The following is a 25,460-nucleotide window of genomic DNA, read 5'->3' on the forward strand; positions in this document are numbered from 1 at the left end:
CAGTCCATCGCCGCCAATTGGCGCCCGGCCGGACGCCCAAGCGTGCCTGTTTCAGGTATATTTTGATCATTCGACAACTTGTACACACAAACAACATCATGACCCATTCCTTCTTCTTCCGTTGGACCCGTCTCCTCGGCGGCGCAGTCCTGGCCGGCGCCCTGCTGTCCGGCTGCGGCTACAACGAATTCCAGACCAAGGACGAGGCCACCAAGGCGGCATGGAGCGAGGTGGTGAACCAGTACCAGCGTCGCGCCGACCTGATCCCGAACCTGGTCAACACCGTCAAGGGCTACGCCTCGCATGAAAGCGCCACGCTCGAAGCAGTGACCCGCGCCCGCGCCCAGGCCACCAGCTTCCAGATCACGCCCGAGGTGCTGAACAACCCCGAGGCCTTCCAGAAGTTCCAGCAGGTGCAGGGCGAACTGTCGGGCGCCCTGTCGCGCCTGATGATGGTCTCGGAAAAATACCCCGACCTGAAGGCCGACACGAGCTTCCGCGACCTGCAGTCGCAGCTGGAAGGCACGGAAAACCGCATCACCGTGGCGCGCCAGCGCTATATCGCCTCGGTCCAGGATTACAACGTGACCGTGCGTCAGTTCCCCAAGAACTTGACGGCGATGGTGTTCGGCTACGACACCAAGCCCTCGTTCACCGTCGAGAACGAAAAGGCGATCTCGACCGCGCCGACGGTCGACTTCGGCAAGTAAGCCGGCATGACCGCACTGTCGCGTTTCTTCTGCATCCTACTGCTCGCGCTGCTCACCGGCGCGCCGGCCCTCGCACAGCTGCAGCCGGTGCCGAAGCTGACCGCGCGCGTCACCGACCAGGCCGGCATGCTCGACGCGGCCCAGCGCCAGCGCCTGGAAGCGGTGCTGGCCGACTACGAGGCCAAGACCGGCAGCCAGATCGCCGTGCTGCTGGTGAAGTCGACCGAGCCCGAAGCGATCGAGCAGTACAGCATCCGCGTCACCGATGCCTGGCAGCTGGGCCGCAAGGGCGTCGACGACGGCGTGCTGCTGCTGGTGGCGCGCGACAATCCATCGTCGCTGCGCCGCCTGCGCATCGAGGCCGGGCGCGGCGTGCAGGGCGTGCTGACCGACGCCCAATCGAAGCGCATCCTGCAGGACGTGATCGCGCCGCACTTCCGGCAAGAGCACTATTACGAGGGCCTGGTCGCCGGCGTCGGCGCCATCGCCACCCTGCTCAACCAGGAAGCTTTCCCGGCGCCGCCTCCGCAACAGCAGCAGCGCCAGGCGGCGGGCGACGGTGGTTTCCCCTTGTGGGCGATCTTCCTGATCATCATCGGCGCCTCCATGCTGCGCTCGGTGTTCCGGCCGCGCGGCCGCACGATCGGCACGCGCCGCGGCCAGTCGCACTGGGGCAGCGCCACCACCGGCTTCGTCCTCGGCAACATCATCGGCAATATGAGCCGCGGCGGCGGCGGCGGTTTCGGCAGCAGCGGCGGTGGCTTCGGCGGCGGCGGCTTTTCGGGCGGCGGCGGCAGCTTCGACGGCGGCGGCGCCTCGGGAGACTGGTAATGGGATCGATCACACACAAGATGCGCCGCGCCTGGCGCCACTGGAAGAGCAGCGCCAGCGAGGCGAAACAGGCCTTCCCCGACACGACCCTGGACGCGATCGCCGAGGCGATCGACCTGGGCGAACAGACCCACCGCGGCGAAGTGCGCCTGATCGTCGAGAAAGCCCTGCCGTTCGAAGCGGCCTGGGAAGGCGTCACCAACCGCCAGCGCGCGATCGCCCTGTTCGCCGACTATGGCGTATGGGACACCGAAGACAATTGCGGGGTACTGATCTACGTGAACCTGGCCGAGCACAAGATCGACATCGTGGCCGACCGCGGCATCGACCGCAAGATCGACGCCGCCACCTGGCAGGCCGTATGCCGCACCATGACCGAGGGTTTCAGGCAGGGCAGCTTCCATGAGGCGACCCTGGCGGCGGTCAGCCAGGTCAACGAGCTGCTGCGCCAGCACTTCCCGTCCAGCGGCGAGCGGCCTAACGAACTGCCGGACCGGCCGCTCATGCTGTAGTCGTCCCGTCCTGCTCGTCCAGCCATTCGCGCGCCAGCGCGTCGACGTCGGCGATTTCGGCCGTCATCCGGCGTGTCTTGCGGCGCGCCCAGATCCAGCCGCCGGCCAGGATCAGGGTCACGACCACCGAGCTCCAGGCCGCATTCCAGGCATCCCGCGCCGTCAGCCAGGGCACGACCGGCGCCGGCAGCATGGCGAAGGTCGTCCAGCGCGTCAGACGCGCCAGCCGCAGCCCGAGCAGCGCCCGGCGGCGCCGCAAATCCAGCCAGTCGCGCAGGCTGGTGCCGGTTGGTTCCTGCAAGGCCTGAAGGCGGGTCCAGGTATAGCTGACCATGACGAAACACATCAACAGCACATAGAACACCATCCATGGCCACAGGATGCCGTTGGTGTTCGGCAGCGGCCAACGCGCGGCCATCATCCCGATCGCCACGGCCGCCAGCGCCCATTCTCCGGCAATCGTCCATATGATCAGGTGGCGCTGGCGCCGCGCGCGGGCGATCATCGCCGTCACGTCCGGCAGCGGCGGAGCAGCCGGCGCATCCGCGCCCCAGGCATCTTGCAGCCTGGCCCATTCATCCGCATCGTTCATCGTTCCTCCAGCCTTTCCTTGAGCGCAGCCTTGGCGCGGTTCAGGCGCACACCGACATTATTCACCGAGATCCCGAGCAGCTGCGCGATCTCTTCATAGGACATGCCTTCGAGCGCCAGCAGCACCAGCTGGCGCTGCCCGACCGGCAGCTGGCGCAATGCCGCCAGCAGGCGTTGCTGCTGCTGGTTCAGGCGCGCCAGGGTTTCCGGCCCCGGTTGTTCGTCGGCCCATTCCTCGTCGAGCTCCTCGTGCTGCGGCTGCGCCGCCGCGCGCATCACGTGGCTGGCGCAGCGCCGGTGCGCGACGCCGACCACATAGGTCTTGAGGCTCGATTCGCCGCGAAAGGCCGGCAAGGCCTGCCACACCGCGAGCATGATGTCCTGCACCAGGTCTTCGCGCGCATGGCGGTTGCGCTCGAAGCTGGCGGCAAAGCGCACCAGCATGCCGCCATGCTCGGCCATCAAACGCTTGAATTCGCGCTTGAACCCGATATCCTGCGAGCCTGCCATCACAGGCCGAACACGAAGTGTTCGCTGCGCAGGCGCCGGCTGCCGAAGGCGATCAGCAAGGCGGCGGCGCCGATGCAGCCGGCCACCGACAGGGCCAGCAACTGCGGCGCCGGCGCCCCTCCGCTCACCAGCGCGCCCAGGTGCGCGTGCTGGCTGAGCATCGGCAGCAGGTGGGCGGCGGGCGGGGACGCGGCCCCGATCTCTTCCACCAGCAGCAGCATCGGCGCCAGTTGCAGCAGGTTCAGGTAGATCTGGCCTTCCTTGTGGGTGCGGGCGTGCAGCGCCACCACGCATTGCAGGGCGCCCACCAGCAGCGCCAGCGGCAGCAGGATGAGCAGCATCTGCGCCAGCATCGCCCCGTCCGGCGCGAAGGCGATGCCCACTTCGTACAGCGGCAGGCGCTCGAGGGCCAGCACCGAGAGCAGCAGCGCGGCGGCCCCGCTCGCATAGCCGAACAGCGAAGCGGTCAGCCATTTGCCGATGAACAGCGTGCCCGGCGCCACCGGTTGCGCCAACAAAGCCTCGAGCGAGCGCCGTTCGCGTTCGCCGCCGGTCGCGTCCAGCGCCACGTGCGAGCCGCCGACGAACAGGCCGAGCAGCCAGAACAGCGGCAGGGCGCCCAGCACCAGCGCCGTACGGCCGCCCTGCCCGCCCATGTCGCGCAGATCGAGACGCAGGGCGCCGGCATGATCCGGCGCCACGCCGGCGCCCAGCAGGCGCTGTCCCGACAGCTGGGCGCCATAGGCGTTCACCAGGGCTTGCACGCGCTGGGCCTGGCGCCTTGCGTCATCGTTGGACATGTCGGCCCACAGGGCCAGCGTGGCCGCGCGTCCCCGCGCCAGCTCGCGCGGGGCCTGCGCCGGCACCTCGAGCACGACGGCGCCGGGCGAGCGCGCGAGCAGGGTTTCCGGCTTCTCCTCGCTCGCCTGGAGCGTGACCCCGGCGGCTTCCAGGTGACGCACGAGTCCCGGCGCGTGGGCGGCGCCGACCAGGTGCAGGGCCCTGCCGCCGGCATCGATCTCGGACGCGATCAGCGCCTTGAGCACGCCCGCCAGCACGAAGGGGCCGAGCAGCGCGAACAGCAGGCCAGCCATCATCGAGCGGCGGTCGCGCACGGCGTCCATCATTTCTTTCGAGACCACGATCCACAAGTCTTGTACGAATTGGTTAACTCTCATGCCGCAATCCCCTCATCGCTGCCGATCACTTCGACGAATGCCTGTTCCAGGCTGCTCCCGCCGGTCTGCGCCAGCAGCGCCGGCGTCGTCCCCGCAAAGCGCACCCGGCCCGCGGCCAGCACCACCACCTGGTCGCACAACTGGGCCGCTTCCTGCATCACGTGGGTCGACAGCAGCACCGCCGCGCCACGCGAACGCGCCCGCATCAAGGCCTCGCGCACGGCGCGCGTGCTCATCACGTCCAGGCCGCGCGTCGGCTCGTCCAGCACCAGCACGGCAGGATCATGCAGCAAGGCGCGCGCCAGCGCCACCTTGATGCGCTGGCCGGCCGAAAATCCCTTGCAGGCGCGCCCCGCTTCGGCTTCCAGTCCCACTTCCTGGACCACACGCTCGATGGCGCGTTCGAGCATGGCGCCGCGCATGCCGTGCAGGCGGCCGAAGTAGCGCAGGTGGTCGCGCGGCGTGAGCCGCTCATAGAGCCCGAATTCGTCGGTGACGATGCCGAGCCGGCGCCGCGCGGCGAGCGGCGCGCGCGTCACGTCGATGCCGTCGATGGCGACCCTGCCGCTGTCCGGCGCCAGCAGGCCATACAGGATGCGCAGGCAGGTCGACTTGCCGGCGCCGTTGGGGCCGAGCAGCGCGGTGATGGTGCCGGGGCGGGCCGTGAAGCTGACCTCGTCCAGGGCCTGCAAGGTCTTGAAACGCTTGCTGATATGGTTCACGACGATCACGGTGCGCTCCTCACAGGGTGGGCTGGCCGTCGGCCAGCACGAACGGGGGACGGCGAATCGCCGCCAGGCATGCGCCATCCACGGCGGAAGGAATGGCATGCTCGAGGAAGGCGGCGATCAGGCGCGGCGCGCAGCCGGCGCCGCTGAAGGTATGGCCGGCGCCGGCGGCCACCAGCACCCGGCTGTGGCGCAGGGTGCGGGCCGCCAGGTGGGCGTTTTCCGGCGGCGTGACCGGATCGAGGCCGCCCGCCAGCAGCAGGGTCGGGACGTCCGAGACGACGGCGCGGGTCGCGTCAACGGCCGGCGTGGCGGCCGGCCACACCGAGCACCAGTCGCGCCAGCTCCTGGCATAGGCGTCGCCGAATCGGCTGCCGGCGCCATCGGCCCGCATCGCGGCGGCGTCGATGAACGGCGCTTCTTCGGCGCACAGCACCGACAGGGTCTGGCCGAAGGTCATGCCCTCCATGCTCCAGGCGGACAGCGCATCGTACAGGCCGAGCAGCGGCTGCGGCCTGCCGCCTGCGGCGGCGTGGATCGCGAACGGCAGCACGCTGGCATGCTGGCCGGTATACATGGCGCCGCGCACCAGCTGCGCCACCGCCTCGCCCTGGTGCGGCCCGACCGCCGGCAGCGCAAGCACCGTATCGAGCTCGCGCGCCAGGTTCGGGAAAGCCCTGGCGCAGGCCCCGTCGGCGGCGCAGTCGGCCAGCAGGCGCTCGAGCGCGGCCTGGCTGTGGCGCGACGACAGCAGGATGCGGGCATTGGGCGGCGCCACCGAATCGAGCACCATGCCGCGCACGCTGCCGGGGTAACGCCGCGCATACATCAGCGCGGTGCGGGTGCCGTACGAGCCGCCCCACAAGCTGAACTGGCGGTAGCCAAGCGCGCGCCGCAAGTCCTCGAAATCGGCCAGCGCGGCTTCGGTATGGAAGTGGCGCGGATCGGCCTCGAGTCCGGCCAGGCAGGCGCGCAGGCTGGCTTGTGCAGCGGCCGTGTCGCCCTGCGCGATCGCCTGTTCCGGCATCGGGCAGCGCAGCGGGTTCGACCTGCCGGTGCCGCGCTGGTCGACCAGGAGGATGTCACGGCGCTTGCGCGCTTCACGGAAGGCCGTGGCCAGGAGCGGCCCGTAATCCATCGCGGCCTGGCCGGGACCGCCGGCCAGCACCAGCAGCGGGTCCGGCGCCGCCGGCTTCGCGGTGGCCTTGATGCGGGCGAAGTGAATCGTGATGCGGCGGCCGGCCGGCTTGGCGCGGTCTTCCGGCACCTCCAGCGTGCCGCACTCGACCCGCTCGGGGAAGTGCGGCAGGTGGCAGGGTTCGAGGGCGGCGGCCAGGCTGGAATACAGCAGCATCGCCAGGAACAGGGTCCAGGCAAGGGCGAGATGCTTGCGGGTCATTTTTGTTCTCGTTGTGGTGGAGATACCGGCTTAGTCGCGCGCGGCGCGAAAAACTTACACGCGCATCGACGATCATGCATTCCGGGTAGCCACGCCGAGTGGTTAGAATGGCGGCCTTTGCCTCTCTACGAAAGCCCGCCATGAAACTCAACCGGAAAATCGCCATCGTCACCGGCGCCAGCCAGGGCATCGGCCTGGCCTGCGCCCAGCGCCTGGTGCGCGAAGGCGCGCGCGTGATGCTCGTCGACCTCAAGCCTGACGTCGAGCAGGCCGCCGCCAGCCTGGGCGACGCCGCCCGCTTCTTCCGTGCCGACGTCGGCGTCAAGAAAGAGGTCGATGCGATGATCCAGGCCACGCTCGACGCCTTCGGCCGCATCGACATCCTGGTCAACAACGCGGGCGTGACCCATGCGGCCGATTTCCTCGACCTGGAAGAAGACGATTTCGACCGCGTGCTGCGCGTCAATCTCAAATCGATGTTCCTGTGCAGCCAGGCGGCGGCGCGCGATATGGTGAAACGGGGCGAAGGCGGCTGCATCATCAATATGTCGAGCGTCAATGCCGAGCTGACCATCCCGAACCAGGTGCCCTATGTGGTGTCGAAAGGCGGCGTCAACCAGCTGACCCGGGTGGCGTCGATCGCCCTGGCCCAGCATGGCATCCGCGTCAATGCGATCGGCCCGGGCACCATCCTGACCGAACTGGCCAGGCAGGCCGTGCTGGGCAGCCCGGAGGCGCGCCACACCATCCTGTCGCGCACGCCGCTGGGCCGCTGCGGCGAGCCGGAAGAAGTCGCCTCGATCGCCGCCTTCCTGGCCAGCGACGATGCCTCGTACATGACCGGCCAGACGCTGTACGCCGACGGCGGCCGCATGGCGCTGAACTACACGGTGCCGGTACGCGACTGAAATCCTGCGCGAGTGGGGCAGATATCACTTTAACGCATGTCTGGTATCCGAACTCGCAATTGGACACCCGAAAGGCCGACCCCGATAATTACACCTGTCTCCACTATTCTCCTCCAAGAAAATAGTTTTAAGCCCGCACAAGAGCGGGCTTTTTTTTTGCCGAGAATTTAAAGGAAGGCCGTTGCTACGTAGTTCTACGTATAACGCACGCTGATGACCTGACGGCGCTTGCCGGTCATTTGATACCGCCAGAACTTTGCGCTTGGTCACAATCGCGTCACAAACACTGCCTATACTAAGAATCACCTGTCATACACGCAACCGATATGCCTGATGACAGCAGGTGTGCGGCGCCCCGGGTGCTACACACCAACCGATTTCGCATCTCTTGGCCCGATCTTGGGTTGTGCCCGCCACCGGCGGGCATTTTTTTGCCTATGCGCTCAGGAACCAGTGTCGTTGCAAACCGGTCTTATTCTCTGCCCCCGCGCAACTCCCGGTAAAAAAATTGTCATAGCGCTTGAAGCCGTCGCTGATTTGGCTATCATAAAGTTCTCACTTCCGATTCGGCCACCGGTCGGAAGCCCACGTACAACGAAACGTCCAAGGGAACCCGTCCTATGAACTTACGTGTACCAGCCAGCGCCGCACCCGACACTTGCCGCCGCCATCATGAAGACGGCGACCTCGTCCTGAGCGAACTCAATCCGCGTACCGTCGTCGACGCGCTCGACAGCGACAGCACGCCGCTCAACCTGCTCACCTTCGGCAGCGTCCGCGAAGTCTGCCCCAAGTGCCAGCAAACCCACCTCAAGCTGGTCCTGCGACAGGGAAGCGTGCGCATGGCCCACCTGTTCTGCGCCGACTGCGAAAGCTGTTTCGACGCCCATTACGCCGACGGCGCGCCAGCCCTGACAATCTGAGCGTTGCTGGCGTGCGGGCAATTGACTGCATGGCGTGGTAAGGTTGGCGCTTCATGTACCTTCGCCGTTCGTACCGATGCCCGCCCTGTCGTCCCTGCTGCAGCCTCCAACGAAAGTCCGCCGCGCCCTGCATGCCTTCGCCCTGCTCGGGCTGCTCACCATCCTGGTGGCGGGTTCGATTCCCGGCGCCCGCGCCGAGGTCGGCGCCTACGCGTCCGGTGCGGTGCTGCACGGGATGACCTACGCCTTCCTGGCTGCCTTGTGGTTCCTGGGCGCCACCGGCACGCCGCTGCAGCGCGCCCTGAAGGCGATGCTGGCCGTCGCGCTGATGGGCGCCATCGACGAATGGGTGCAGAGCTTCTTCCCGTATCGCTCGGGCGACGTGCGCGACTGGCTGGTCGACGTCACGGCCGCCACCCTCGCCTCCAGCGTGCTGGCGGTGCTGGACACCCTCGCGCCGCGGCCAGCGCCGGCGGCGCGTCGGCGCTGACCATCATCCTCCGTTCAGGTTCCGCAAAGAACCCTCCAGCTTGATCCAACCGGCCTCCAAAGGAAGTCAGCTGGAACGCTGGCGCACTTCGCGCCTCTTATCCTCGTGGCGCGCGGCATCGTCACATCCCCCACTAAACATCCAAACGAGGAGTTGATCATGAAGCAAACACACCAGAGCGTGGCCATGGCGGGCCTGCTGGCGGTCGCGCTCGCCATTTCGGGGTGCAACGCCATGCGTGGCAGCTCGTCGAGTGGCGACAGCGGCACCAGCGGCAGCACCGGGACCAGCGACTACGGTGCGGGCACCAGCGGCACCAGCGGCACCAGCGGCAGCTCCGGCAGCTCCGGCACATCGGGCGCCTCGGGCAGCAGCGGCACGACCACCGAGAGCATCCAGGACGGCGCGGGCGTCTCGGGCAGTTCGGATACCTCCGGCAGCTCGGGCAGCTCGGGCGTCTCCGGCAGCAGCGGTTCCGGCACCTCCAGCATGCAGGACGACCGTGGCGGCAGCGCGTCGACCGCGGGCGCTGCCGCGGCCAGCGCGGCGCCCAACAGCACCGTGCTGGCGATCGAGATCCTGCCTGCGTCGAGCGGCATCACCGAGGGCGATTCGTCGATGGGGAGCAGCGGCGCGGCCGGCGCCACCGGCGCCAGCCAGTCCTACCGCGTCACGGTGCGCATGGACGACGGCAGCACGCAGGTGGTCACCCACGGCACCACGCCCGATTTCCGCAGCGGCGACCGCGTCAACGTGACGGGTGGCAGCATCCAGCGTTAGCCCGCTGCCGGGTGGACGGGGCGTCCACCCGTGCGAGAAGCGAAGGGATTGCCGGGCTCAGGGCGTGCCCGGGTCCTTGCCTTCCTCCACCTCGCGGTGAAACATCGGGATGTTGCGCGTCGCATTGCTGATGACTTCCAGCGGCAGCTTGGGCGTCCGGTCGGCGTTCAGCAAGCCATTGGCTTCCTGGAAGGTGTCGGCGAACTGGGTGTAGCAGAAGCCGCTGAACATGAAGGTCTCGTTGACCACCTGCAGCAGGCGCCGGTACTGCTTGAGGTAGCTCTCGGCCGTGTGGGCGCGGCTATAGCCCCAGGTGGTCTCGTCCGGGTTCGGGGTCTGTTTCGGATCGTAGGCGATGCCGCCGAATTCCGTCAGCACGATCGGCTGGCCGCGGTGCGGGAAACCATCCAGGGTCAGGATGCGCCCACCGGGACGCCGCTGGTCGAACAGGGTGCGCACCGGATCGGTGACGGCGTAGCGCGCCAGGATTTTTTCCGGGTCGCTGTCGTAGTCGTGGATGCCGAGGATGTCGGTGGCCGACGCTTCCCAGCCGTCGTTGCCGATCACCGGACGGGTCGAATCGAGCGTGCGCGTCAGGTGGTACAGCGCTTCCACCGCATTGCGATGGGCCTGGGTCAGGGTCAGGTTGGGCACGCCCCACGACTCATTGAAGGCCACCCACACGATGATGCAGGGATGGCTGTAGTCGCGTTCGATCGCCTCGGTCCATTCCTTGACCATGCGCGTGATCGCGCGCGGGCTGAAGCGGTAGGCCGAGGGCATCTCTTCCCATACCAGCAGGCCCAGCTTGTCGGCCCAGTATAAAAAGCGCGGGTCCTCGATCTTCTGGTGCTTGCGCACGCCATTGAAGCCCATCAGTTTGGCCAGCTCGACGTCGCGTTTCAGGTGCTGGTCCGACGGCGCCGTCATGAACGACTCCGGCCAGTAACCCTGGTCCAGCACCAGGCGCAGCTGGTAAGGACGGCCATTGAGCATGAAGCGGTCGCGGTTGATCGATACCGAGCGCAGCGCCGTGTACGAGCGGATGCGGTCCAGCACCACGTCGCCGCAGCGCAGGGTCACTTCGGCGTCGAGCAGGGTCGGCCGCTCGGGACTCCACAGGATCTCGTTGCGCGAATCGTCGATGCCGGGGTCGGACAGCGCGATCTTGCGGTTGGCCTCGCCGGCCAGCAATTTGTAGTAATCGTCCGCCAGCAGCTGGTCGCCGTGCCAGATCTTGACCTCGACAAACAGCTCCTGCTGGATGTCGCCGGCCGCGAACACCTCGCAGCCGATCTCGTAGGTCTCGAACACCGGCGTCCAGCGCAGCTTCTGGATATAGGTCGGCGCCACCTGCTCGACCCAGACGGTCTGCCAGATGCCGGTGGTGCGCGGATACCAGATCGAGTGGGCGTCGAGCAGCCAGTCCTGCTTGCCGCGCGGCTTGGCCAGGTCGGCCGGATCGTCCTCGACCCACACCGTCACCGTCTGCTTGCCGTCGGCCTGCATGGCGCAGGTGATGTCGGCTGCGAACGGTGTATGGCCGCCCTCGTGCTCGGCCACCAGCTGGCCGTTGACCCACACCTTCGCGCTGTAGTCGACCGCGCCGAAGTGCAGTATCGTGCGCCCGTCATTGGGCATCAATTCGAAGTCGCGCTCATACCAGACCACGCGGTGGAAACCCGTGTCCTGGATGCCACTCATCTCGGTCTCGGGGGCGAACGGCACGGTGATCTCGTGCGTCCACTCCTTGACGTCGGACGGCATGAAGTACTTGCCCTCGTCGTCGAAGCAGAACCGCCACTTGCCGTTCAGGTTCTGCCACTGGTCGCGCACCAGCTGTGGACGGGGATATTCAAACTGGTTCATCGTGGTCCTTTCTGTCTGTCGGCACCGGCACCAGGATCCGGCCTTGGCGTCCATCTTGGTTATAGGCCGCCAGCGCGCTGGCGGCGGCTTGCTGCGCCTGGCCCTTGCGGCACAACGCCACGCAGGCGCCGCCGAAGCCGGCGCCGGTCAGGCGCGCGCCCAGCACGCCGGGGGCGGCGCGCAAGGCCTCGCACAGGGCGTCGAGTTCCGGGATCGAGACCTCGTAGTCGTCGCGCAGGCTGAAGTGCGAGTCATTCATCAATTCGCCGAAGCGCTCGGCGCTCACGCCTTGCGCCGCTTCGAGCACGCGCAGGTTTTCCCGCACCACGTGGCGCGCCCGCTCGCGCAGCGGCGACGGCAGGCTCTCCACCGCGGCCGGGTCGGCCACGTCGCGCAGCGCCTGCACGCCGAGCTTCTTCGCGCCCTCCTCGCACTCGGCGCGGCGCTCGTTGTACTTGCTTGCCGCGAGCTTGCGCGCCACGCCCGAGTCGACCACGATCAGCTCGGTGTCCGCCGGCAGCGGCACCAGGCGATGTTCCAGCGTGCGGGCGTCGATGAACAGCATATTGCTCTCGTCGGCCAGGCTGGACGCCATCTGGTCCATGATCCCGCAGTTCACGCGCGCATACTCGATCTCGGCGCGCTGGGCGATGCGGGCCAGCTTGACGTCGTCCAGTGCATCGGTCCCGATATCCAGCAGCGCGCGCATGGCGCGCAGGGTCGCCACCTCGAGCGCGGCCGAGGACGACAGGCCCGAGCCGACCGGCAGGTCGGTCTCGACATACACGCGCAGCGGCGGCACCTCGATCCCTTCCGCCTGCACCAGCCGGATGCAGCCTTCGATATAGCTGCCGAAGCCCTGCGGCGCGCTGCCGTCCCTGGCGAAGGTCACGGTCGCGTCGAGGTTCGGCGAATAGAAGTGGAAATGGTCGTCGCCGCTACGGCTCATCGCCACCATGGTGCGCTGGGGCGTGGCCACCGGCAGCATGAAACCGTCGTTGTAGTCGGTATGCTCGCCCAGCAGGTTGACCCGGCCCGGGGCCGAGGCGTTCACTTCGGGCGCGCCGCCAAAGAAAGTGTCGGGGTTCAGGGTCATGCTTGCGCCTCCAGCCAGAGCGGCCGCTTGCGGCCATGAACGTCCAGCGCCGGCCAGCCGGGATCGAACGTCAGGTTCTCGAGTCCCTGCGGGCCAAGCAGAAAGGTGTCTTCGATCTTCATGCCGCCGAAGCTGGGATTGAAGGCGAAGGCCATGCCTTCTTCGAGCTGGGTCGCGGTGCTGGCGGTGGCGACGATCTCGCGCGCCAGGTAGCCGGTGATGCCGCCCTGGTGGTGCTCGCGGATCGCGCCTTCGACGTCGGCGTGGTGGTAGGCCTGGGCCAGCGCGTGGTACACGCTCGACAGCGATTTACCGGGCGCCACGGCGGCGAGACCCGTGGCCTCGACGTCCATCAGCGCACGCTGGGCCTCGGGCGCCGCACCCGCGCCGCCGAAGCGCACGAAGCGGGTCAGGTTGGCATACAAGCCATGGCGGCGCGCGCAGAACACCAGCATGGCGCGATCGCCGAGCGGTTCGTGCGACGGCGTCGCGTGGCGGTACAGCGGCAAGCGGCGCGCGCCCGCCGCCAGCACCAGGGCCGGATGGATGCCGCGCCGCCACAGCGCCTCGGCGCCGGCGCCGGCCAGCTGCTGCTCGGTCCAGTCGGGCCTGGCCCGATGCAGCACCTCGGTCATCGCTTCGGCCGCCTCGCGGCCGAGCAGGCGGTAGCGCGCCTGCTCGGCGTCGCCCAGCACCAGTTTGCGTTGACGCAGCGCCAGCGGCAAGGGGCGTTCCTCGCCCGCCGGACGGTCGGACAGCACCGCGCGGCCCTGGGCCGCACCCGCGACGAAGCGCTCGCGCAGCTCCGGCTCCGCCCACGGTTCGATGTGGAAGGTGAAGCCGCCCGGGACCTCTTCGGCGCGCAGGCGTTCGCCCTCGATCTCGTCGGTCAGCACGCAGGCATCGTCCTGCGTGACGAGCACCTCGGCGATGCCGACGCCGGTCGTCAGCAGCACCGCGCTCGAGCCGCCGGCCGTGACCCAGGCAAACCAGTCGGTGCCGCGCAGGCGCACCGCGCCGGCCCCTTCCTGGACCAGGGTCGCGCGCAGCAGCGCCAGTTTGTCGGCCACCTCCGTGGCCCGCATATCCAGTCCCGTCATGCGGCGTCCTCCAGGCTGACTTCGACCTGCTGCAATTCATAGGCCGTGGTTTCGGGCAGCACGTCCATCGCGAACATGCCGGCCGCCAGCTCGGTGCCGGCCAGGTATTTGAGGCGGTCGCGCGTGCGGTAAGGCGGATAGAACTGGGCGTGCAGCTGGGTTTCCGGGTGCTCGGCGCCGTCGGTCGGGGCCTGGTACCACGCCATCAGGTAAGGGAAAGGCCGGTTCCACAGGGTCTCGTACTTGAGCAGCACGGTCTTGAGCGCGCGCGCCAGGCTTTCGCGTTGCGGCGGCGTGAGCGCGGCGAAATCCTTGCACGGCGCCGTCGGCATCACCCACACCTCGTAGGGGTAGCGGGCGCAGGCCGGCACGAAGGCGATCGCGTAGTCGTCCTGGTACAGCACGCGCCGGCCGTCGGCGGCCTCGTCGCGCGCCATGTCGCACAGCAGGCTGGCGCCATGCTGCAGATAGTATTCGCGCTCCTGCGCCAGCATGCGCGCCGGCACCGCCGGCACGAAGGGATAGGCATAGATCTGGCCGTGCGGATGGTGCAGGGTCACTCCGACCTCGGCGCCGCGGTTCTCGAACGGCAGCACATAGTGGATGTTCTGGTGGCTGCCGATGCGCGTGGTGCGATCGCCCCAGACCTGCAGCAGCAGCTCGATGCGCGACAGCGGCAGGTGGGCCAGCGCCGCGTTCGGATCCTGCGTGAACACCACCACCTCGCAATGGCCGTTGGCCGGCGCGGTCGGCACCGTCACCGTGGGCGGATCGTGCGACTCCAGCGCCAGCGAGGGAAAGCGGTTGTCGAACACGGCGATCTCGTAGTCGCCGGCCGGCATCTCGGTCGGATGTTCCTGGTCGATGGTCGGCGCCAGCGGGTTGTATTGCGGCGGTGGCTGGTAGGTGCGGTTCTGGCGGAAGGCGGCATAGGTCACCCATTCGCCGCGCAGCGAGTGCCAGCGCAGGTGCGGATTCGCATGCTGCGGATCCGGGAACGGGCTGGTCGCAGCGATGCCGTCCGGGATCGGCACATTGCTGTACAGGGTGAGATTGCGTCCGTCCGGTTTCTTGAGTTCTTTACTATGCATGGCAACAGTTCAGGTTCGATCGAGCGTTCACATCGGGCGCGAGCGCGCACGCCGAAGTTCGACACATCGGCGCGCTCACAGCTCCATTAACCGATCCTAACATGCTGTTTTCGCCACACTTTTGAGCGGGCGCGGACTCATTTTCTGGGCATCAATACCTAACTGTCACAGGGACGAGACAACCCTCGGTCCTAGCCGTTAATTCATAAGGGACTGTCCATGAGCCAATTGAACATCACCACGCCGTTGTAGGCAAAAACCTACAATGCCTATAGCAGTACTTACACAAAATGGGGAGAAGAACGCTGACACGCTCAGCAGGAGAGTATCAGCGCAGTGGTGCTGCCGGGGCGAATTATTCCTGGCGCAATGGTAATGTGAAGTGGAACGTCGAGCCGGCGCCTGAGTTGCTTTCGACTCATATGCGACCACCCTCCTGTTCGACGATGCCCTTGACGATCGACAGCCCGAGTCCGGCCCCCTTTTCTGAACCGATTTGGCCCTGGGTGAAGCGATCGAAAATGCGAGGTAACAGCGCCGGCGCGATGCCGATTCCCGTGTCCGCAACCGAGATGACGGCCTCGCCATCGCTGCGCCGCGCGCTCACGGTGATGTGACCTCCCGCCGGCGTGAACTTGAGGGAATTGCTGAGCAGGTTACCCAGCACCTGCTCGACCCGCGACCGTTTGCAGGCAATCAAGAGCTTGCCAGGTTCCACCGCCGCGACTACACCGACCTGCCCCTTTCGCGCCAGCGGCAGCACCAGATCGATTGCCTCGCGAATCAGCGCATTCATGTTTTCCACCCGCAGGCCAGGCGCCAGGGTGGCGTGCTCTTCCTTGGCGAAGTCCAGCACCGAGGTGACCAGCCGCTCGATCGAATCGGTTGCACGCAAGCCACGCGCGACCAGTTGCGCCAGCATGGCCGGCGTCAGTGCCTGGTCCATCTGCATGAGTTGCAAGGTCATCTTCAGCACGCTCAGCGGGTTGCGGATGTCATGCGACACCATGTGGACCATGCTTTCTTTTTCGATGCTGGCGCGCTCAGCCAGCTCCCTCGCGGCCTGCTCTTGCCGGAAGGCGCGCCGCAAGCCGTAGGCGAGCACACTCACGCGGAAGTCCGTTATCCCCTCGACCTCGGCGCGCTTCCAGGGCACGGCGACGCCATCGACGACCTGCTTCCATGACGAAAAAGAAAAACGCGGATGCAGGCGAGCAACCCCACCGTCGACCTGCACCCGCTTGTCGGGCTCGCCGGCCCACACCACGGTCGTGATGACTTCGGGCCGAAACCACAGGATGTAATTCTGATCGGCCTTCAGGATCGACATTGCCAGCAGGCCGCTGCCAATCTCCTTGTATTGCCGGCCTGGTGGAAAGACACTACCTAGCTGGGTGGTCGCGAATACCTGCTCATTGGCATGTTCAGCCGAGAGCCACTCGACGAGCAGTTCCAGCTGCGCGACGTCGGGCGTCTGCCCGATCTTGGTCCAGCTGCCGTTGTAATGGATCGCGGCGCTGCCGGCGCCGGCCAGGTCCAGCAAATCCTGGCTGCGCTTGACCAGTCCGAGGACAAGGTCATCCTCTTCTTCGGTACGCGCCATCAGCCTCGCATGGATCCGTTTCAGTTCGCCCCGGTAGCGCTGATCTTCCATCGACTCTTTCAGCACCAGTTGCGACGATACGATCTGCGCGATCATCTTGGCGCCAAGGCGGCGGTCGGAAGCCAGGTTGTTGGGCGTCGGGTGATGGCAGGCGATCAGGCCCCACAGTTTGCCTCCATCGATCAGCGGCAGCGTGAGCGTGGCGCCGACACCCATATTGCGCAGGTATTCGACATGCAGCGGCGACACGCTGCGCAGCGCCGCCAAGCCGAGATCGAGGGCACTACCCGTAGCCGGATTGCGGCTGGGGTAGATGGGCACCGGCGCATAGCCCACATCCGGAATCATGCGCAACCAGTTTTCGAGGAAAATCCGCCTTGCCTGCGCCGGGATATCGGAAGCCGGAAAGTGATGGTTCAGGTAAGAGTGCGCCTGTTCGGACTTTGCTTCGGCAACGACGTCGCCGTGCCAGTCCTCGGTGAAGCGATAGATCATGACACGGTCGAACCCGGTAATCATCCTTACCTGCTCGGCAGTGCGTCGGCACAGGTCGAGCAGGCTGCTCGCAGCAAACACCACGTGGACGGCACTGCGGATCGAACGTTGCAGCGAAGCCGGGAGCGTCTCCTGCGGCGCAAGCGCCTCGATTTCGAGAATCAGGACGCCATGCCGCAGATGGCCGGTAAGCTCCCATTCTCGCTCGCGTTGCGTATCGAGGTCGAGAATGGCAACGACCAGCGGCGCCGCTTCGACCAGGTCGTCGGCGCCGATATACGCCTGCAGCGACGTCAGCGCAGTCGCGGACAGATGCTCGGCGAGCGAGCGGTTGACCAACGCGCGCGCGTCGACGCCGAAGACTTCGGTGCAATTAACGCTTGCGTTGGTGACCTTCAGTGTTGGAACGTCGACGCTGACCAGTACGCCGAATGGCTGGATGGCGCCAGGAATGTGGATCGGTTCGTTCTCGCATTGGACCAGGGTGGCTTCCGACATCGGCTGGCTCATCGGTATTGACTGTTCGAGTGTGGCAGGACGCCGCAGTCACTCAATACCGAATCCATACAGATCAACAGCGCGAGTAGCAAATCGGCACGAACCGATATTCTATCCCGGGGTCTCCACGAATTTCTACGTCCAGGAAATTTAGACGATTGGCATTGTTTCTTGGGCTCTCGCGCATGCCATCGTCATTGACATCCCATGCAATTACCTCGCCAGGTCGACCAGCACCGCCGTGTACATCTGCAGATTAAGGAGCAATTGCTTGGTAGTGATAAATTCGTGTTCAGAGTGGCCCGTGTACTTCTGGCCCGGCATCGATGGACCGAAGCTGACCGCGTTCGGGAGCAGGCGCGAATTGGTGCCGCCGCCGATCGCCACCGGTTTGGCGTCCTTCATGCCGGTGAAATACGCAAAGGTCGACAGCAGCGTCGGCACCTGCGGCGCATTCTCGAGGATCCACGGCTCGCGCACGCCGACCTTGACGTTCGCCAGCGGCAGCCGGCGCGCCTGCCAGTCGGCCAGGGCGGCGTTGATCTCGGACGTCAGCTGCTCGTTCGACTTGCCGCGCGGCCGGCGCACATTGATCGCGACCTCGATGCCCTCGTCCAGCTGGCGGATCACGGTCGGCTTGAAGGTCATCGGCCCCATGAAGCTGTCGCGGTAGGCGATCTTGCCGAACTTCTCGCCATGGTATCCGGTGCCGACCAGGTCGTTCAGGTAGTTCACCACGCCGCCGGCCACCGTGTTCGGCCAGCTGCGCACCGCCAGCGCGTCGGCCAGCATGCTGACCGCGTTCACGCCTTCCTGCGGTTTCGATGAGTGGGCCGACACGCCTTTCGCGACCACCTTGAGGTTCGCGCCCTGGCGCTCGAAGGTGTAGCGCATGTCGACCTGCGCCGCGGCACGTGCGCGGATCTGCCCCTCGACCTCCGGCGTGGCGTTGGCGACCAGCGCCTCGGCGTCTTCGGGAATCTGGGTATTGAAGGAGCCGCCCCTGAATTCGGCGATATGGAGTTCGCCGGCCGCGGGAACCGCGGCGCCGGCCTTCGGGATCGTCACGGCCACGGTGCCGCCGCCCTTCTCCGCCGTCACCACCGGATACTCGGCGTCGAGCGTGATGCTCATCTGCGGCGGCACGTGGGTCTTGAGGAATTCGGTCAAGGGTCCCCAGTCCGATTCCTCGCCCATGTACACGTACAGCTCGATACGCTTGTTCAAAGGGATCTGGCGGTCGCGGATCGTCTTCATCGCATACAGCGCGGTGGCGATCGGTCCCTTGTCGTCCTCGGCGCCGCGCGCGATCAGCTTGCCCGGCTCGCTGGTGCGGTCCAGCACGAACGGCGACTTCTTCCATTTGCTCGGGTCCACCGGTTGCACGTCGCCATGGGTCACGATGCCGACCCGCTCGGCGCCCTTGCCGAGACCGACGATCACGGTCCAGCCATGATCCTGGACATCGAGGCCGAGGCGCTCGGCCTCTTCCTTCAACGCGGCCTTGAACGCGATGTGGACCGGGTTCTTGTCGGACGGGTAGCGCGCATCGACCACCGTATTGAAGCTGACCAGCCTGGCCAGGGTGTCGACCACGTCGTTGCGGTAGGTCTCGACCGCATACTTGGCGGCGCTGACGGCGGTCTCGCTCGGGGTCGTCGCCGGGGTCGGCGCCGATGCGGCGGCGGGCGCGGCGGACGCCACGGTCGTGGTCCACGCCAGCACCAGGCTGGCAATCAAGGCTTTCTTGTACATACGGCGCCGTTCTCCATGAATCCAGGATTGCAAATGCGCAAGGAGTCTAGCACAGGCATGTGCGCACCCGATCCACGTTTTCCGCGTATCGTTACGCGCTTCGCACCGAGAGAAAACGCACCATGACCGACAAGACCATCCGCCGCCTGCACCCTGCCCTGCGCGACGACATCGGCGACCTGCTGACGCGGCGCCCCGTGCCCTCGCACCAGCTCGAGCAGATCGATCCTTTCCTGTTCCTGAACCATCACGGCCCGCAAGTCTACGGACCGCACAACCGCGGCCTGCCGTTCGGACCGCATCCGCACCGCGGCTTCGAGACGGTCACCTTCATCGTCGACGGCATGCTGGCGCACCGCGACAGCGCCGGCCACGAAAGCGTGATCCACGCCGGCGGCATCCAGTGGATGACGGCCGGCAGCGGCATCGTGCACGCCGAGGTATCGCCGCGCGAATTCATGGAACAAGGCGGCCCGCTCGAGATCCTTCAGCTGTGGGTGAACCTGCCGTCGCGCCTGAAGATGAGCGCGCCCGCATACACGGGACTGCAACGCGAGCAGATCCCCGCACTGGCGCTCGATGGCGGCAAGGTGACCATGAACCTGATTGCCGGCGAGTGGGAGACCAGGACGGGGCCGGTGCGGTCGCTGACCGGCGTGTTCATGAGCACGGTCGCGATGCAGGCCGGAGGACAATTGGCGGTGTCCGGCCTGCATGGACGCAACGTGCTGCTGTATGTGGTGCGTGGACGCATCGGCGTGGGCAACCACGGCGATCTCGTCGACGCCTACCAACTGGTGGAACTGGATGAGGACGGCGACACCCTGCACATCCGGGCCGAAGCCGATACGCTGCTGCTGTTCGGCCACGCCGAACCGATCCGCGAACCGGTGGTGGCGCACGGCCCCTTCGTCATGACCACCCGCGAAGAGATCGTGCAGGCGATCGCCGACTACCAGGCCGGGCGCTTCGGTTCAACGCAGGCTTGAGGCCACCCGGCGTTCGGGCCCGCTCTTGAGCACCACGGCGTAGGGGTGCGGACCGCCTTCGAAGTTCAGGCTCAAGTCGCTGCCCACCGCTTCGAAGCGGTCGTCGCCGATGTGGACGATCTCGACCGGCCCGGCGCCGACGTCCGCATACAGCTTGCGGCTCCGTTCGCTCACGCGCAGGATGCGCCCATCGTCGAGCCGGTAGACGCCCTGCATGCGCTTGTTCATCAATGGATCGAGGTAGGCCTTCTTCGCTTGGACGGCCTCGGCGCCGCCGGTGTCGGCGGCTGCGGCCGGCGCCGCGAGAGCGGGCAGCGCCGCCAGGGCGGCCGCTGCACACGACACGATATGCTGGATACGCATGGTGCTCCTCCTGTCAGGTCGGGTGAGCAGGCGGATCAGCGCTGGGTCGCGGCCAATGCGCGGTTGCCGGCTTCGCGCACGTAGACGGTATGCGCCGCGCGCTCGCCCTCGAAGCGCATGTTTAGGTCCTTGCCCACTGCGACGAAGCGCTTCTTGCCGACGTGGATGAGTTCGACCGGGCCATCGCCCAGGTCGGCGTACAGCGTGCGCTTGCCGTCCTCGACCTTGCCTTTGACCTCCAGCACGCGGCCGTCCTCGAGCGCATACTCGCCCTGCACGCGGTCGTAGGCGAACGGCGGCATGCGCACCTGTTGATGGGAGCTGCGCACTTCCACGATTTCCTTGCCCGCGCCCTGCGGGGCGGCAAGGCTGGACAGCGACATGGTGGCGGTGGCGGCGGTGATGGCGAACAGGGCGATGTGCTTGATGCGCATGATGTCTTTTCCTTTCAGGTCGGATGCGAGAGAAGAACCCGTGCGGCAAGCGTTCGATCGCTCGTGAAGAGGCCGCGTGGTCCACGTGTTTCGTCGTCGCCAGGGCTGCTTTTTGTCTGGCGATGAAACCAGTCTAGCCAGACTTCGCGCGCGCTCAAGCGGCAGTGGGATGAAGCGCTGAAACGCGCGATGAAATGCTGAAAACGTGAAGTGAACGGGAGGTGCATATGCGTGTCGCCCGCACACGTCTGCACCCCGTCTGCATGCCTGTTTCCAGGATTTTCTCGAGGCCGGTTACCGGGGCTCGACGGAGTGAGATTTCGCCACGCGTTCCGATCCGGTCCGGAGCACGACCCCATACGGGAACGGGCCTCCTTCGAAATCGAGGCGCATGTCCTGGTCCTTGTCGACGGCCTCGAAGCGCTCGTCGCCGACGTGGCGAATCCGGACCGGACCATCGCCGAGATCCACATACAGCTCGCGGCCTTTTTCGCTCACACGCAGCGTGCGGCCATCGTCGAGCGCGTAGCTGCCCTTCACGCGCTTGGCCGTCACCCGATTGACGTGGCCGGGCTCCGCAACGGCGGCATCGCCGGTGGCAGGCGGGGTAGCGGAAAGCACGGGCGGCGTCATGAAGCACGCGGCGGCGAACACGGCGATATTCCTGGTGAGCATGGTAAAAACCTTTCGGGGAAAAATCGATGGAAGTACCCGTACGGCAGGCGATCGATCCAGTCTAGCGAGGCGCCAGGGACGTTCAAGCGGCCAGGGAATGAAGCCCGGAATCGGCGGACGAAACGCCATGAACACGGGTCGAATCCAGATACGGGCGCCTGCCGCGATCGGATGCCCGCTTCTGGAAAGCCGCCGTCAAACGTGTGTCTGCATTGCGTACGGATGCCGTACATTAGGGCCATCGACAACGAACCAGACCCTACCCATGCAAGCGATTCCCCTCGTCGCGACCACGCGCGGCTATCCCGACTCAGGCAATGTGACCGAGAACGTCCACTGGGGTTCCATTGCCGTGGTCGACACCCGCGGCCGGCTGTTGTGGTCGGCGGGCGATCCGGACTATCCGACCTTCACCCGCTCCGCCCTGAAGCCGTTCCAGGCCCTGCCCTTCATTCTGTCCGACGGCCCTGCGCGCTTCGGCCTCACGCAGTCCGAGGTGGCGCTGCTGTGCGCCAGCCATTCGGGCGAGGACATCCACCTCGAGGGCGTGCGCGCGATCCTGGACAAGATCGGCCTCGACCCCGGCCACCTCGAATGCGGCTGCGCGCAGCCGCTGCACTACGAGTTCACCGGAACGAGGCCGCCACCCGATGCGCGATGGACGCCGCTGCACCACAACTGTTCCGGCAAGCACAGCGGCTTCCTGGCCTGGTGCCGCCTGCACGATGTGCCGACCTCCGGCTACGTCGAGCGTGGCCACCCGCTGCAGCAGGCGATCCGCGCCGCGCTGGCCGACACCGTGGGGCTGCCGGCGGACGCCATGCCGACCGGGATCGACGGCTGCTCGGCGCCGAACTATGCGCTGCCGCTGTCGTCGCTGGCGCACCTGTATGCGCGCCTCGCGCATGGCGGCAACGACCCGCAGTTGGGCGGGGCGATGGGCATCCTGGGTGAAGCCATGACGGCGCGGCCCGACATGGTCTCCGGCCAGGAGCGCACCGACCTGCACTGGATGACGGCGGGCGGCGGCGACTGGGTGGCCAAGATCGGCGCCGACGCGGTGCAGGCGATCGGCGTACGCTCGGCCGGGATCGGCATCGCGATCAAGATTGCGGACGGCAACAGCCGCGCGCTGCATCCGGCCGTGTACGCGGTGCTCGACCAGCTCGGCCTGCTCGACGCAGGGCGCAAGGCTGCGCTCGAGCGCTACCGCCAGCCCCCCATCAAGAATGCGCGCGGCACGGTGGCGGGCGATATCCGTCCCGTGTTCACACTGGAAAAGCGGCGCGTGAACGGGTGAACTCGCCGATTTAACATACGATGCGTCCATACAACAGCTAGCACATCGGGAGATTTCATTTTAGGTTTAAACAGGTGATACTTTCCTAGCGGAATTTTCCGTTTCTACGGGTTATTGACATCGTGTTAAAAAATCTACGCATCGGCTCGCGCCTGACGCTCGCGTTCGCCACGATCCTCGTTCTCTCCCTGGCCGGCACCGCCTTTGCGCTGTACACCACGCGCAGCAGTGCCGAAGCCACCCACCAGATGATGCAAAAACCCCTGGCCAAGGAGCGCCTGGTCTCGGACTGGTACGTCATGACGTATTCGGCGATCGCCCGCACCTCGCTGATCGCGCGCAGCACCGACAGCACCTTGTCGACCGTGTTCGCCAAGCCGATCAAGGACAGCGTCACCGACACCACCGCGATCCTCAAGAAAGTCGAAGTGCTGCTCGATTCGCCCGAAGAAAAACAGACGCTGCAAGAGATCCTGGGCCTGCGCAAGAAATACCAGGAGGCCAAGGAAGTGGTGATGAACGCCCGCACCGCGGGCGACGCCGCCGGCGCCGAGCAGGCCTATGAAACAGTCTTTTCCCCGGCCGCCACCGCCTATGGCGCGCGGGTGCTCAGCCTGCTGCAAATCCAGCGCAAGTCGATCGACCAGATCGCGCTCGACATCGAAGCCGCGAACGAGCGCAGCACGCGCCTGGTCATCCTGCTGACCGTGCTGGCCACGGCGCTCGGCTCGGTAGCCGCCGTCATGATCACGCGCAGCATCACCCGTCCGCTCGACAGCGCCGTGGACGTGGCCAGGACGGTCGCGGCGGGCAACCTTGGCAATACCTTCGCCACCTACCCGAAAGACGAAGTGGGCGACCTGATGCGGGCCCTGGAAACCATGAACGGCGCCCTGGCCCGGGTCGTGGCCGAGGTCCAGCAAGGCACCAACGCCATCTCCACCGCATCGGGCGAGATCGCGGCCGGCAACCACGATCTCTCGAACCGCACCGAGCAGCAGGCCAGCTCGCTCGAAGAGACGGCGGCCTCGATGGAAGAACTGACGGCGACCGTGCGCCAGAATGCCGACAATGCGGTGCAGGCCAATGGCCTGGCCCAGGCGGCATCCGAAGTCGCGGCGCGCGGCGGCGCCATCGTCGGCCAGGTGGTCGACACGATGGGTTCGATCGACGCCTCGGCGCGCAAGATCGTCGACATCATCGGCGTGATCGACGGCATCGCCTTCCAGACCAATATCCTGGCCCTGAATGCGGCGGTGGAAGCGGCGCGCGCCGGCGAACAGGGCCGCGGCTTCGCCGTGGTGGCGAGCGAGGTGCGCAACTTGGCGCAGCGCTCGGCCAGCGCGGCCAAGGAAATCAAGGGCCTGATCGGCGACTCGATGACCCAGGTGAATGCCGGCACCGCCCTGGTGCAGCAGGCCGGCACCACCATGAACGACGTCGTCACCAGCGTGGCGCGCGTGACCGACATGATGTCCGAGATCACCTCGGCCACCCAGGAACAGCGCACCGGCATCCACCAGGTGAACGAGGCGATCACGCAGATGGACCAGGTGACGCAGCAGAACGCGGCGCTGGTGGAACAGGCCGCCGCTGCTGCAGCCAGCATGCAGGAACAGGCGGCGCGCCTGGCGGAGGTGGCGGCCGGCTTCAGGCTGGGCAATGGGGACGCGGCTGGCCAGCCGCGCCTGGCGCGGCGCAAGAGCCCGGCGCTGGCGATGTAAGGACCGCCGGCGGCCTGCCGAAAAATCAGGCCGCCAGCCGGCGCAGCATGGCGGCGATCGCGTCGAGCACCGCGCCGTCTTCCCAATAGTTCTCGTGCGACAGCGGATTCCAGCTGCGCGCCAGCAGGCCGGCAATGCCGCCGCCGGCATTGATCGCGCGGTCCTCGACCAGCGCCCGGTAACCGCCCGACAGCGGCTGCAGCGGCCAGCCCAGCACGTCGTCCGGATCGTAGAAATTGATCCACTTGAACAGCGATGTCGGCGGCGCGATCGGGATGATGTCCATCTCCTTGTGCGCGGCAACGAAGATCGGAATATTGCAGCCGGTGGTGACCAGGCCGGCGCAAGTGCCGCCGCCCAGGAACACGCGCTCGCTCGCGGTCAATGGCCGGCCCAGCGCGCCGGATGCCCAGGCGTCGATATTGCGCCAGATGCCGGCGCCGACCGGACGCCCGGCGGCCGCCTTCTGGGCGTCGTACAGATAGCTCGACAGCACCTGCCCGCCCAGCGACTGGGCAACGAACACCACCGGCATGTCGGGACGGACCGCATGGCACGAGAGCAGCGCGCCCGCGATCTCGCCCTGTGCCAGCTCGTAGACCGAGCCGGGGATCTCCTTGCGGGTTTCCAGTCCGGCGGCGTCGCCCAGGCCGTACAGCACGAACTTGCGCAAGGCGTCGTAGCGCACCTTGCCGCCGGCGGCGGTGCGCTCCCAGACCTGGCGCTGGTTCTCGTGCAGGATGCCCTGATAATAGACCGAGCGCATCGTCACCTGGGGCGCCAGCCCGCCCATACGGCTGCGCAGCTGCGCCATCAGGCCGTCCGCATACCCGGGCAGCGTTTCCCCCATGCCATGCACGGTGATCAATGCAACTTGCGACATGAAAACCTCCGCTCGATCTGGCGCA

General features: G+C 66.7%; 25 protein-coding genes. 10 read left to right on the plus strand and 15 right to left on the minus strand.

Annotation, left to right across the window (positions count from 1 at the left end; translation table 11 throughout):
• Positions 1 to 98 precede the first annotated feature (98 nt).
• From J3U95_RS09810 to J3U95_RS09820, 3 genes are read left to right on the plus strand one after another with little or no spacing between them, the layout of a single operon-like run.
• Positions 99 to 710, plus strand: a complete 612-nt coding sequence (locus J3U95_RS09810; RefSeq protein ID WP_005668788.1) for a LemA family protein — start codon at positions 99 to 101, stop codon at positions 708 to 710.
• Positions 711 to 716: 6 nt separating this feature from the next.
• The gene (locus J3U95_RS09815) at positions 717 to 1,541 is read left to right on the plus strand and encodes a TPM domain-containing protein (protein ID WP_208278410.1); all 825 of its coding nucleotides are present in this window, start codon (positions 717 to 719) and stop codon (positions 1,539 to 1,541) included.
• Entirely contained in the window at positions 1,541 to 2,053 is a 513-nt protein-coding gene (locus J3U95_RS09820; RefSeq protein WP_208278411.1) for a TPM domain-containing protein, read from the plus strand. Before J3U95_RS09815 ends, J3U95_RS09820 begins: the two co-directional genes overlap by 1 nt.
• On the opposite strand, the gene J3U95_RS09825 is transcribed toward J3U95_RS09820, so the two are convergent.
• From J3U95_RS09825 to J3U95_RS09845, 5 genes are read right to left on the minus strand one after another with little or no spacing between them, the layout of a single operon-like run.
• Positions 2,043 to 2,645: a hypothetical protein gene (locus J3U95_RS09825; RefSeq protein WP_208278412.1), complete on the minus strand. Its 603-nt coding sequence runs from the start codon at positions 2,643 to 2,645 to the stop codon at positions 2,043 to 2,045. The two genes, J3U95_RS09820 and J3U95_RS09825, sit on opposite strands and share 11 nt — an antisense overlap.
• On the minus strand, positions 2,642 to 3,154 hold the full coding sequence (locus tag J3U95_RS09830; protein WP_208278413.1) for an RNA polymerase sigma factor: 513 nt from the start codon (positions 3,152 to 3,154) through the stop codon (positions 2,642 to 2,644). The genes J3U95_RS09825 and J3U95_RS09830 overlap by 4 nt, the downstream gene beginning before the upstream one ends.
• Positions 3,154 to 4,332, minus strand: a complete 1,179-nt coding sequence (locus J3U95_RS09835; protein ID WP_208278414.1) for an ABC transporter permease — start codon at positions 4,330 to 4,332, stop codon at positions 3,154 to 3,156. The genes J3U95_RS09830 and J3U95_RS09835 overlap by 1 nt, the downstream gene beginning before the upstream one ends.
• The gene (locus tag J3U95_RS09840) at positions 4,329 to 5,063 is read right to left on the minus strand and encodes an ABC transporter ATP-binding protein (protein ID WP_208278415.1); all 735 of its coding nucleotides are present in this window, start codon (positions 5,061 to 5,063) and stop codon (positions 4,329 to 4,331) included. Before J3U95_RS09840 ends, J3U95_RS09835 begins: the two co-directional genes overlap by 4 nt.
• 10 nt (positions 5,064 to 5,073) lie before the next feature.
• Positions 5,074 to 6,459, minus strand: a complete 1,386-nt coding sequence (locus J3U95_RS09845) for an alpha/beta hydrolase (RefSeq protein WP_208278416.1) — start codon at positions 6,457 to 6,459, stop codon at positions 5,074 to 5,076.
• Between the two features lie 140 nt (positions 6,460 to 6,599).
• On the opposite strand from J3U95_RS09845, the gene J3U95_RS09850 reads away from it, so the two are divergent.
• From J3U95_RS09850 to J3U95_RS09865, 4 genes are all read left to right on the plus strand, one after another.
• Positions 6,600 to 7,367, plus strand: coding sequence for an SDR family NAD(P)-dependent oxidoreductase (locus tag J3U95_RS09850; RefSeq protein WP_208278417.1), 768 nt, complete (start codon positions 6,600 to 6,602; stop codon positions 7,365 to 7,367).
• A 620-nt stretch (positions 7,368 to 7,987) separates the two neighbouring features.
• Positions 7,988 to 8,290, plus strand: a complete 303-nt coding sequence (locus J3U95_RS09855) for a hypothetical protein (protein WP_208278418.1) — start codon at positions 7,988 to 7,990, stop codon at positions 8,288 to 8,290.
• Between the two features lie 76 nt (positions 8,291 to 8,366).
• Positions 8,367 to 8,780, plus strand: coding sequence for a VanZ family protein (locus J3U95_RS09860; RefSeq protein WP_208278419.1), 414 nt, complete (start codon positions 8,367 to 8,369; stop codon positions 8,778 to 8,780).
• Between the two features lie 159 nt (positions 8,781 to 8,939).
• Positions 8,940 to 9,560 (plus strand): hypothetical protein, encoded by a 621-nt coding sequence (locus J3U95_RS09865; protein ID WP_208278420.1) that lies wholly within the window; start codon positions 8,940 to 8,942, stop codon positions 9,558 to 9,560.
• A 57-nt stretch (positions 9,561 to 9,617) separates the two neighbouring features.
• On the opposite strand, the gene J3U95_RS09870 is transcribed toward J3U95_RS09865, so the two are convergent.
• The 6 genes from J3U95_RS09870 to J3U95_RS09895 form a co-directional block, all read right to left on the minus strand.
• Positions 9,618 to 11,429, minus strand: a complete 1,812-nt coding sequence (locus tag J3U95_RS09870; protein ID WP_208278421.1) for a glycoside hydrolase family 2 protein — start codon at positions 11,427 to 11,429, stop codon at positions 9,618 to 9,620.
• Entirely contained in the window at positions 11,416 to 12,525 is a 1,110-nt protein-coding gene (galK, locus tag J3U95_RS09875; RefSeq protein WP_208278422.1) for a galactokinase, read from the minus strand. Before galK ends, J3U95_RS09870 begins: the two co-directional genes overlap by 14 nt.
• Positions 12,522 to 13,625, minus strand: coding sequence for a M24 family metallopeptidase (locus J3U95_RS09880; RefSeq protein ID WP_208278423.1), 1,104 nt, complete (start codon positions 13,623 to 13,625; stop codon positions 12,522 to 12,524). The genes galK and J3U95_RS09880 overlap by 4 nt, the downstream gene beginning before the upstream one ends.
• Positions 13,622 to 14,716, minus strand: a complete 1,095-nt coding sequence (galT, locus tag J3U95_RS09885) for a galactose-1-phosphate uridylyltransferase (RefSeq protein WP_208278424.1) — start codon at positions 14,714 to 14,716, stop codon at positions 13,622 to 13,624. The genes J3U95_RS09880 and galT overlap by 4 nt, the downstream gene beginning before the upstream one ends.
• Positions 14,717 to 15,134: 418 nt before the next feature.
• Positions 15,135 to 17,312: an ATP-binding protein gene (locus tag J3U95_RS09890; RefSeq protein ID WP_208278425.1), complete on the minus strand. Its 2,178-nt coding sequence runs from the start codon at positions 17,310 to 17,312 to the stop codon at positions 15,135 to 15,137.
• 213 nt (positions 17,313 to 17,525) lie between these two features.
• Complete coding sequence (locus tag J3U95_RS09895) at positions 17,526 to 19,067, minus strand: dipeptidase (protein WP_208278426.1); 1,542 nt, start codon at positions 19,065 to 19,067, stop codon at positions 17,526 to 17,528.
• 122 nt (positions 19,068 to 19,189) lie between these two features.
• Between J3U95_RS09895 and J3U95_RS09900 the strand changes: the two genes are divergently transcribed.
• On the plus strand, positions 19,190 to 20,056 hold the full coding sequence (locus J3U95_RS09900) for a pirin family protein (protein WP_208278427.1): 867 nt from the start codon (positions 19,190 to 19,192) through the stop codon (positions 20,054 to 20,056).
• On the opposite strand, the gene J3U95_RS09905 is transcribed toward J3U95_RS09900, so the two are convergent.
• From J3U95_RS09905 to J3U95_RS09915, 3 genes are all read right to left on the minus strand, one after another.
• Positions 20,042 to 20,419: a hypothetical protein gene (locus tag J3U95_RS09905; protein ID WP_208278428.1), complete on the minus strand. Its 378-nt coding sequence runs from the start codon at positions 20,417 to 20,419 to the stop codon at positions 20,042 to 20,044. The two genes, J3U95_RS09900 and J3U95_RS09905, sit on opposite strands and share 15 nt — an antisense overlap.
• Before the next feature lie 35 nt (positions 20,420 to 20,454).
• Positions 20,455 to 20,853: a hypothetical protein gene (locus tag J3U95_RS09910; RefSeq protein WP_208278429.1), complete on the minus strand. Its 399-nt coding sequence runs from the start codon at positions 20,851 to 20,853 to the stop codon at positions 20,455 to 20,457.
• A 294-nt stretch (positions 20,854 to 21,147) separates the two neighbouring features.
• Positions 21,148 to 21,528 carry a hypothetical protein gene (locus J3U95_RS09915; RefSeq protein ID WP_208278430.1) on the minus strand — a complete coding sequence of 127 codons (381 nt, stop codon included), beginning with the start codon at positions 21,526 to 21,528 and terminating at the stop codon, positions 21,148 to 21,150.
• 265 nt (positions 21,529 to 21,793) lie between these two features.
• Between J3U95_RS09915 and J3U95_RS09920 the strand changes: the two genes are divergently transcribed.
• Together J3U95_RS09920 and J3U95_RS09925 are read left to right on the plus strand one after the other, a co-directional pair.
• Positions 21,794 to 22,828, plus strand: a complete 1,035-nt coding sequence (locus J3U95_RS09920; RefSeq protein ID WP_208278431.1) for an asparaginase — start codon at positions 21,794 to 21,796, stop codon at positions 22,826 to 22,828.
• Positions 22,829 to 22,950: 122 nt separating this feature from the next.
• A complete protein-coding gene (locus J3U95_RS09925; protein ID WP_370662054.1) occupies positions 22,951 to 24,552 on the plus strand; it encodes a methyl-accepting chemotaxis protein in 1,602 nt (533 codons plus the stop codon).
• A 25-nt stretch (positions 24,553 to 24,577) separates the two neighbouring features.
• Here J3U95_RS09925 and J3U95_RS09930 read toward each other — a convergent pair whose 3' ends face one another.
• Positions 24,578 to 25,435 (minus strand): hypothetical protein, encoded by an 858-nt coding sequence (locus J3U95_RS09930; protein ID WP_208278432.1) that lies wholly within the window; start codon positions 25,433 to 25,435, stop codon positions 24,578 to 24,580.
• Positions 25,436 to 25,460 lie beyond the last annotated feature (25 nt).

This window comes from Massilia oculi (assembly GCF_017582745.1).
Lineage (GTDB): Bacteria > Pseudomonadota > Gammaproteobacteria > Burkholderiales > Burkholderiaceae_D > Telluria > Telluria oculi_A.

Excerpts from the sequence above, each read along its gene's own strand:
- J3U95_RS09890 (WP_208278425.1), bottom strand. The coding sequence starts at position 17,312 with ATGTCGGAAGCCACCCTGGTCCAATGCGAGAACGAACCGATCCACATT.
- J3U95_RS09820 (WP_208278411.1), top strand. The coding sequence starts at position 1,541 with ATGGGATCGATCACACACAAGATGCGCCGCGCCTGGCGCCACTGGAAG.
- J3U95_RS09865 (WP_208278420.1), top strand. The coding sequence starts at position 8,940 with ATGAAGCAAACACACCAGAGCGTGGCCATGGCGGGCCTGCTGGCGGTC.
- J3U95_RS09920 (WP_208278431.1), top strand. The coding sequence starts at position 21,794 with ATGCAAGCGATTCCCCTCGTCGCGACCACGCGCGGCTATCCCGACTCA.
- J3U95_RS09915 (WP_208278430.1), bottom strand. The coding sequence starts at position 21,528 with ATGCTCACCAGGAATATCGCCGTGTTCGCCGCCGCGTGCTTCATGACG.
- J3U95_RS09870 (WP_208278421.1), bottom strand. The coding sequence starts at position 11,429 with ATGAACCAGTTTGAATATCCCCGTCCACAGCTGGTGCGCGACCAGTGG.
- J3U95_RS09895 (WP_208278426.1), bottom strand. The coding sequence starts at position 19,067 with ATGTACAAGAAAGCCTTGATTGCCAGCCTGGTGCTGGCGTGGACCACG.
- J3U95_RS09930 (WP_208278432.1), bottom strand. The coding sequence starts at position 25,435 with ATGTCGCAAGTTGCATTGATCACCGTGCATGGCATGGGGGAAACGCTG.
- J3U95_RS09825 (WP_208278412.1), bottom strand. The coding sequence starts at position 2,645 with ATGAACGATGCGGATGAATGGGCCAGGCTGCAAGATGCCTGGGGCGCG.
- J3U95_RS09860 (WP_208278419.1), top strand. The coding sequence starts at position 8,367 with ATGCCCGCCCTGTCGTCCCTGCTGCAGCCTCCAACGAAAGTCCGCCGC.
- J3U95_RS09880 (WP_208278423.1), bottom strand. The coding sequence starts at position 13,625 with ATGACGGGACTGGATATGCGGGCCACGGAGGTGGCCGACAAACTGGCG.
- J3U95_RS09850 (WP_208278417.1), top strand. The coding sequence starts at position 6,600 with ATGAAACTCAACCGGAAAATCGCCATCGTCACCGGCGCCAGCCAGGGC.
- J3U95_RS09905 (WP_208278428.1), bottom strand. The coding sequence starts at position 20,419 with ATGCGTATCCAGCATATCGTGTCGTGTGCAGCGGCCGCCCTGGCGGCG.
- J3U95_RS09830 (WP_208278413.1), bottom strand. The coding sequence starts at position 3,154 with ATGGCAGGCTCGCAGGATATCGGGTTCAAGCGCGAATTCAAGCGTTTG.
- J3U95_RS09810 (WP_005668788.1), top strand. The coding sequence starts at position 99 with ATGACCCATTCCTTCTTCTTCCGTTGGACCCGTCTCCTCGGCGGCGCA.
- J3U95_RS09900 (WP_208278427.1), top strand. The coding sequence starts at position 19,190 with ATGACCGACAAGACCATCCGCCGCCTGCACCCTGCCCTGCGCGACGAC.
- J3U95_RS09845 (WP_208278416.1), bottom strand. The coding sequence starts at position 6,459 with ATGACCCGCAAGCATCTCGCCCTTGCCTGGACCCTGTTCCTGGCGATG.
- J3U95_RS09910 (WP_208278429.1), bottom strand. The coding sequence starts at position 20,853 with ATGCGCATCAAGCACATCGCCCTGTTCGCCATCACCGCCGCCACCGCC.
- J3U95_RS09855 (WP_208278418.1), top strand. The coding sequence starts at position 7,988 with ATGAACTTACGTGTACCAGCCAGCGCCGCACCCGACACTTGCCGCCGC.
- galT (WP_208278424.1), bottom strand. The coding sequence starts at position 14,716 with ATGCATAGTAAAGAACTCAAGAAACCGGACGGACGCAATCTCACCCTG.
- J3U95_RS09815 (WP_208278410.1), top strand. The coding sequence starts at position 717 with ATGACCGCACTGTCGCGTTTCTTCTGCATCCTACTGCTCGCGCTGCTC.
- galK (WP_208278422.1), bottom strand. The coding sequence starts at position 12,525 with ATGACCCTGAACCCCGACACTTTCTTTGGCGGCGCGCCCGAAGTGAAC.
- J3U95_RS09835 (WP_208278414.1), bottom strand. The coding sequence starts at position 4,332 with ATGAGAGTTAACCAATTCGTACAAGACTTGTGGATCGTGGTCTCGAAA.